Origin of the sequence: Tranquillimonas alkanivorans, assembly GCF_900115595.1 — a bacterium.
Taxonomy (GTDB): Bacteria; Pseudomonadota; Alphaproteobacteria; order Rhodobacterales; family Rhodobacteraceae; genus Tranquillimonas; species Tranquillimonas alkanivorans.
On sequence record NZ_FOXA01000001.1, the window covers coordinates 696,539 to 702,642 of the forward strand.

A 6,104-nucleotide genomic window follows, 5' to 3' on the forward strand; every position below is an offset into this window, starting at 1 on the left:
CCCCGGCTGTCATCCCGCACCGACCATCGCGCGTCAGGATTAACGCCAGGTTAAGCGCCTCCGGGTCACCCGGCGATGGGCTGGTTCTGGCCCAAGGCGCGCCGCCCCTCGACGGCCTCCTGCGCGATAGCCGCGCGCGGCCAGACGACCTCGATTATAGCGCCGCCGCGCCGGCCGGGGCCGCTTTCCATGCCGTTGGCGAAGCTCAGTTCCGCGCCCGTTCGCTCCAGCAGCGTCTTGGCAATGAACAGGCCCAGTCCCATGCCCTCGTATTCCGGCCGGCTCGTGGTGTCGCTGCCGTCGCGCCGTCGCCGTACGAAGGGGTCGCCGATGCGGGGCAGGACCTGCGGCGGGAAGCCGGGCCCGTCATCGGTGATGCGCAGGCTGATCTGCCGGCGGTCCCAGCGGATATCGATCCACACCGTCGTCTCGGCGAAGTCGACGGCGTTCTGGATCAGGTTGCGTACACCGTGAATGATCTCGGGCCGCCGCGCGACGACCGGCTGGTCCGCGTCCTCTCCGTCCAACGGAGCGATGTCATAAAACACCGACTTGCCACGGGTTTCATGAGGCTGCGCCGCCTCGGACACGACCGAGGAGACAGGCGCGTGGCGCAGGTGCAGGTCGTCCTTTCCGGCACGCCCCATCGAACGCAGGATGTCGCGGCAACGGTCCGCCTGCTCGCGGATCAGCACCGCATCCTCGCGCAGGCGCTCGTCTTCCAGTTCCTCCAGCAATTCGGAACTGACCAGCTTGATCGTTGCCAGCGGCGTGCCAAGCTCGTGCGCGGCCGCGGCCACGACGCCGCCCAAGTCCGTCAGCTTCTGCTCGCGCGCCAAGGCCATCTGGGTGGCGACCAAGGCCTCCGCCATCGCGTTCACCTCGCTCGTCACGCGCCGGGCGTAGGCGGCGAGGAAAAGGATGCCGATGACGATGGCGACCCAGAAGCCGAAGACGAAGTCCTGCGGCATCCTCATGACGAAGCCCAGGTCCGTCCGCAGCGGAATGTGCCAGCGCGCGATCAGCGTGATGAGCAGGATCGCCACCGCCCCCACCAGGATCGTCGAGCGTGCCTGGAGCGCCGTCGCCGAGATCGTCACCGGCGCAAGAATCAGCAGGGCGAACGGGTTGTGCAATCCGCCTGTCAGGAACAGCAGCACGACGAGTTGCGTGATGTCGAACAGCAAAAGCGCCACGGTCTCGCCCTCGGACAGGCGCCGGTTCTCCGGGTAGACGAACGTCGCCACGAGGTTCGAGATGATCGAGGTGCCCACCGCCAGATAGCACCACCCCAGCTCGAGCGAGAGGTCGAGCATGCGGTCGGCCACGGTGATCGCGGCCAGCTGGCCGCCGATGGCGATCCAGCGCAGCACGATCAGCGTGCGCAGACGCACCCAGTTCGAGCGTCTCGGTTCGCCGATGGCGGCGAGAGATGGATCGGCCATGCTGCTGCTCGTCTTGCGTCAACCTGTCCCGTTGTAGAGATCCGGTCCGGCTGGGATCAATGCGGCCGGTCAGGAAGGTACATAGGGGGTCGCATGGCGCGGGCCACGGCAGTCGCGGCGTTCGCCGCTCTGGTCGCCGTTCTGGGCGGCCTCTGGTGGTTCATCCTCGGGCGCGAGGCCGGGGATCCTTTTGGCCCGTGCCGCACAAGCCAGGTGGCAGGCGGCACCGCGGCCATTGGCGGACCTTTCGAGCTGGTGTCGGAGACGGGCGAGACGGTGACCGACGCAGAGGTCCTGGACGAGCCGTCGCTGATCTACTTCGGTTACACCTTCTGTCCCGACGTCTGCCCCACGGACGCCGCCCGCAACGCCGAGGCGGTCGAGCTTCTTGCCGAGCGTGGCTTCGACGTGCAGCCGGTCTTCATCACCATCGATCCCGAGCGCGACACGCCCGAGGTGCTGGCCGAGTTCACCGACTACCTGCACCCCGACATGCTCGGCCTGACCGGGTCGGCCGAGCAGGTGCGTGCCGCCTCGCAGGCCTACCGGACCTACTTTGCCAAGAGAGAGGGGGACGATCCGGACTACTACCTGATGGACCATTCGGCCTTCAGCTACCTCGTCCTGCCCGAGCACGGCTTCGTCGAATTCTTCCGCGGCGCGCAGGGACTGGAGGCTGAAACTCTGGCCGACCGGGCCGCCTGTTTCCTGGAAAGGGCCTGAGTGGGCGGAATTGACCGGCCCATGACCCCGCCCTATCGTCCTGCGCGACGGAAAGAAAGGAAACGAGGATGAGCGAAGCCGAGGCGCCGGAACTGGGGGACGACCGCAGCCTCCTGCTCGTGGACGACGACGACTCGTTCCTCAAGCGTCTCGCCCGCGCGATGGAAAAGCGCGGGTTCGATGTCGAGACCGCTGATTCCGTCGCCGCCGGACGCGCCATCGCGACGGCCCGTCCCCCCGCCTATGCCGTGGTCGACCTCAGGCTTGACGACGGCAACGGGCTCGACGTGGTCGAGGCGATCCGCGAGCGTCGTCCCGACAGCCGGGTGGTGGTGCTGACCGGCTACGGTGCCATCGCCACGGCGGTCGCGGCGGTGAAGATCGGGGCGACCGATTATCTGTCGAAGCCCGCCGACGCCAACGATGTGACGGCGGCGCTGCTGGCCAGCGGCGATGCACTGCCGCCGCCGCCCGAGAACCCGATGAGCGCCGATCGTGTCCGGTGGGAACACATCCAGCGCGTCTATGAGCAGTGCGACCGCAATGTAAGCGAGACCGCGCGCCGCCTGAACATGCACCGCCGCACCCTCCAGCGCATCCTCGCCAAGCGCAGCCCGCGCTGATCCGGGACGGCCCGACCCCCTACATCTTCGGTCCGAAAATATCCTCGGGGGTTTGGGGCGGACAGCCCCCAGCCTTGCTGAGGTCGCGGCGCCGAAGGCGCCTCCGCGGACTGGCGCGGATTACATCCGCGCCAGCAAGTCCCGGTGCCTCTCGGTGAAGGCGTAGCGCACCTCGCGCGGGGGGCGCAGCAGGATCTCCAGCCCCTCCATCAACTCGTCCTTCGGCCGCCCGAAAAACTTCGTCGCCTCGCCCTGCGAGAAGCCGGCGATCCGCGTCGCCTCCATCCAGGCCGACACCCGGTCGGCGCGCTTGATCTGTTTCTTAACCGTCGCCGGGATCTGCGCGGGCAGGCCGAAGCGGACGTGGATGGCCGCAGTCAGTCGCTCGTCCAGCGCTCCGTAGTCCGGGCCGACGGCCGCCTTCACCGGTGAGATCATGTCGCCGATCACGTATTCCGGTGCGTCGTGTAGCAGCGCCGCCATGCGCCATTTCACCGGCGCATCGGGCGTTATCCGGCCGAAGATGTGCTCGACCAGCAGCGAGTGCTCGGCCACGGAGTAGGCGAAGTCGCCGGCGGTCTGACCGTTCCAGCGCGCGACGAAGGCGAGCCCGTGGGCAATGTCCTCGATCTCGATGTCGACGGGCGTGGGGTCGAGCAGGTCGAGCCGGCGGCCCGAAAGCATCCTCTGCCAGGCGCGGGCGGGCTTGGCCAAATCATTCCTCCATTCGCCGCGGGCGGGGATGACGCAGGGGAACCTTTCGAAGCCCCGTGCCTTACTCACCCCAACGAGCAAAAGAACAAGCGGCGAGGGCAAAGGCAAGAAGGAGCCTCATCCATGCGTGCTGGTACACTCGTCCCCGCGGCCCTCGCTTTGGCCGCCCTTCCGTTCGCGGCGTCCGCTCAGAGTTTCTGTGCCGAGCGCGCCACCGTGGTCGAACGTCTCAACGAAACCTACGGCGAAAGCTTTGCGGGCGGCGGCCTGCGGAACTCGAGCTCGGTGATCGAGGTCTGGTCGGCCGGCGCCGACGGCACCTGGACCATCCTGATGACGCGCCCCGACGGCATCAGCTGCATCGTCGCCGCCGGCACCAATTGGCGCGATGAGTTGTTGGTCGAGCCTGCGAAGGGCGTCCCCGGCTAGAGTTGCCTGCCGGGGGGCCGGGTGCTACTTGCCTCCGCAAGTTTGAACACTTTTGGAGGCAAGGGCGCCATGCCGAAGGACGCAGTCGATTACGTCGTCAAGGACATTTCCCTCGCGGACTACGGCCGCAAGGAGCTCGATATCGCCGAAACGGAGATGCCGGGCCTCATGGCGCTGCGCGCCGAATATGGCAACGCCAAGCCGCTGAAGGGCGCGCGCATCGCGGGCTCTCTGCACATGACGATCCAGACGGCGGTGCTGATCGAGACGCTCGTGGCGCTGGGAGCAGACGTGCGCTGGGCGTCGTGCAACATCTTCTCGACCCAGGACCACGCCGCCGCGGCCATCGCGGCGGGCGGAACCCCGGTCTTCGCCATCAAGGGCGAGACGCTTGAGGAATATTGGGACTATGCCGACCGGATCTTTCAGTTTACCGAGGGCGGCGCGAACATGATCCTCGACGACGGCGGCGACGCAACGCTCTACATCCTGATGGGCGCGCGGGTCGAGAACGGCGAGGAGGACCTGATCGCGGTGCCGACCTCGGGAGAGGAAGAGGCGCTGTTCGCCCAAATCCGCAAGCGCCTGAAGGAAAGCCCCGGCTGGTTCACCAAGCAGCGCGAGATGATTCAGGGTGTCTCGGAAGAGACGACCACCGGCGTGCACCGGCTCTACAAGATGATGGAGGCCGGGCAGCTTCCGTTCCCGGCGATCAACGTCAACGACTCGGTCACCAAGTCAAAGTTCGACAACAAGTACGGCTGCAAGGAAAGCCTTGTCGACGGCATCCGCCGCGCCACCGACACGATGATGGCCGGCAAGGTCGCTGTCGTCTGCGGCTACGGCGATGTCGGAAAGGGCTCGGCCGCGTCTCTGCGTGGTGCCGGCGCGCGCGTGAAGGTGACCGAGGTCGACCCGATCTGCGCTCTGCAGGCGGCGATGGACGGGTTCGAGGTCGTGCTGCTCGAGGACGTCGTGTCCTCGGCCGACATCTTCGTGACGACCACCGGCAACAAGGACGTCATCCGCATCGAGCACATGCGTGAGATGAAGGATATGGCGATCGTCGGCAATATCGGCCACTTCGACAACGAGATCCAGGTCGCCAGCCTGAAGAACCACAAGTGGACCAACATCAAGGACCAGGTGGACATGATCGAGATGCCCTCGGGCCACCGGATCATCCTGCTGTCCGAAGGCCGTCTGCTGAATCTCGGCAACGCCACCGGGCACCCTTCGTTCGTGATGTCGGCGTCGTTCACCAACCAGGTGCTGGCGCAGATCGAGCTGTTCACCAAGGGCGAGCAGTACGAGAACAAGGTCTACGTCCTGCCCAAGCACCTCGACGAGAAGGTGGCGGCGCTGCACCTCGACAAGGTCGGCGCGAAGCTCACCAAGCTCGACCCCGAACAGGCGAGCTATATTGGCGTGACGCCGGAAGGGCCGTTCAAGCCCGAGCATTACCGGTACTGAGGCACGACGTCGTGACCCGTCCCGGCTGGCGCCGCATCGAGACCGAGCAGGCGTTCCGCGAGCTTTTCGTGGACCGCCTGCTCGCCGGCGACGGCCTGAGTTTCACCATCCACGCCGACGGACGGCTCTCTGGCACCGCGGGCGGTCGCGCCCTGAGCGGGACGTGGTGGTGGGAGGACGGGATGTTCTGCCGCACCGGGCGGATTGATGGCGAGGATCTGGACCTGGACCGTGAGGTGATCGAGGCGCATGGCCTGCTCATGCGCTACACGCGTGACGAAGGACGCGGGCGCTCGGCGGTGGTCGGCCCGGCGGCCTGACGCTCAGGCCGTGCCGCCGCCCTCCTGCACAGTGATCGCCAGCAACAGAGCCGCGTAACCGGCGGTGCCGAGCGCGAAGGCCCAGAAGCGGCTCTCCCGCTCTTCCGGCAACTCCTCCTTGATGACGTTAAGCACGACGCTGCCTGCAAGCAGCGCGAAGGTCCCGGCGAGCCAGAGGTTCGGAATCTCCAGGGCGAGCCCCGCACCCCAGCCCACCAGCGCCGCGCCGGCCAAGAGCCAGCGCCCGGTGTGCAGGTAACGGTCGCCGTGATGAGCATAAAGCGCCTCTGTGGTTGCCGTCCGTTTTGCAAGAAGTTTCTGACCCCTTTGGCGAGTGATCGAGCGCGGTCCTCTGTCAGGCCTTTCTGTGCGGCATG

General features: G+C 66.8%; 7 protein-coding genes and 1 pseudogene. 5 read left to right on the forward strand and 3 right to left on the reverse strand.

Features of this window, described 5'->3' with window-relative positions:
* Positions 1–65: 65 nt before the first annotated feature.
* Positions 66–1,445 carry a sensor histidine kinase RegB gene (regB, locus tag BM162_RS03485; RefSeq protein WP_093417669.1) on the reverse strand — a complete coding sequence of 460 codons (1,380 nt, stop codon included), beginning with the start codon at positions 1,443–1,445 and terminating at the stop codon, positions 66–68.
* A gap of 93 nt (positions 1,446–1,538) precedes the next feature.
* On the opposite strand from regB, the gene BM162_RS03490 reads away from it, so the two are divergent.
* Together BM162_RS03490 and BM162_RS03495 are read left to right on the forward strand one after the other, a co-directional pair.
* The gene (locus BM162_RS03490; RefSeq protein WP_093417672.1) at positions 1,539–2,168 is read left to right on the forward strand and encodes an SCO family protein; all 630 of its coding nucleotides are present in this window, start codon (positions 1,539–1,541) and stop codon (positions 2,166–2,168) included.
* A 68-nt stretch (positions 2,169–2,236) separates the two neighbouring features.
* Entirely contained in the window at positions 2,237–2,791 is a 555-nt protein-coding gene (locus BM162_RS03495; RefSeq protein ID WP_093417674.1) for an ActR/PrrA/RegA family redox response regulator transcription factor, read from the forward strand.
* Between the two features lie 120 nt (positions 2,792–2,911).
* Here the strand turns inward: BM162_RS03495 and BM162_RS03500 are convergent, their stop codons facing one another.
* Positions 2,912–3,505 carry an HD domain-containing protein gene (locus tag BM162_RS03500; protein ID WP_093417677.1) on the reverse strand — a complete coding sequence of 198 codons (594 nt, stop codon included), beginning with the start codon at positions 3,503–3,505 and terminating at the stop codon, positions 2,912–2,914.
* A gap of 123 nt (positions 3,506–3,628) precedes the next feature.
* On the opposite strand from BM162_RS03500, the gene BM162_RS03505 reads away from it, so the two are divergent.
* The 3 genes from BM162_RS03505 to BM162_RS03515 all read left to right on the forward strand — a co-directional run bounded on the left by BM162_RS03505 (position 3,629) and on the right by BM162_RS03515 (position 5,727).
* Positions 3,629–3,934 carry a hypothetical protein gene (locus BM162_RS03505; protein ID WP_093417679.1) on the forward strand — a complete coding sequence of 102 codons (306 nt, stop codon included), beginning with the start codon at positions 3,629–3,631 and terminating at the stop codon, positions 3,932–3,934.
* Between the two features lie 69 nt (positions 3,935–4,003).
* The gene (gene ahcY, locus BM162_RS03510) at positions 4,004–5,407 is read left to right on the forward strand and encodes an adenosylhomocysteinase (RefSeq protein WP_093417682.1); all 1,404 of its coding nucleotides are present in this window, start codon (positions 4,004–4,006) and stop codon (positions 5,405–5,407) included.
* A gap of 11 nt (positions 5,408–5,418) precedes the next feature.
* Positions 5,419–5,727, forward strand: coding sequence for a hypothetical protein (locus BM162_RS03515; protein ID WP_093417685.1), 309 nt, complete (start codon positions 5,419–5,421; stop codon positions 5,725–5,727).
* Between the two features lie 3 nt (positions 5,728–5,730).
* Here the strand turns inward: BM162_RS03515 and BM162_RS23080 are convergent.
* Positions 5,731–6,104: pseudogene (locus tag BM162_RS23080) on the reverse strand (hypothetical protein); the annotation flags it as partial.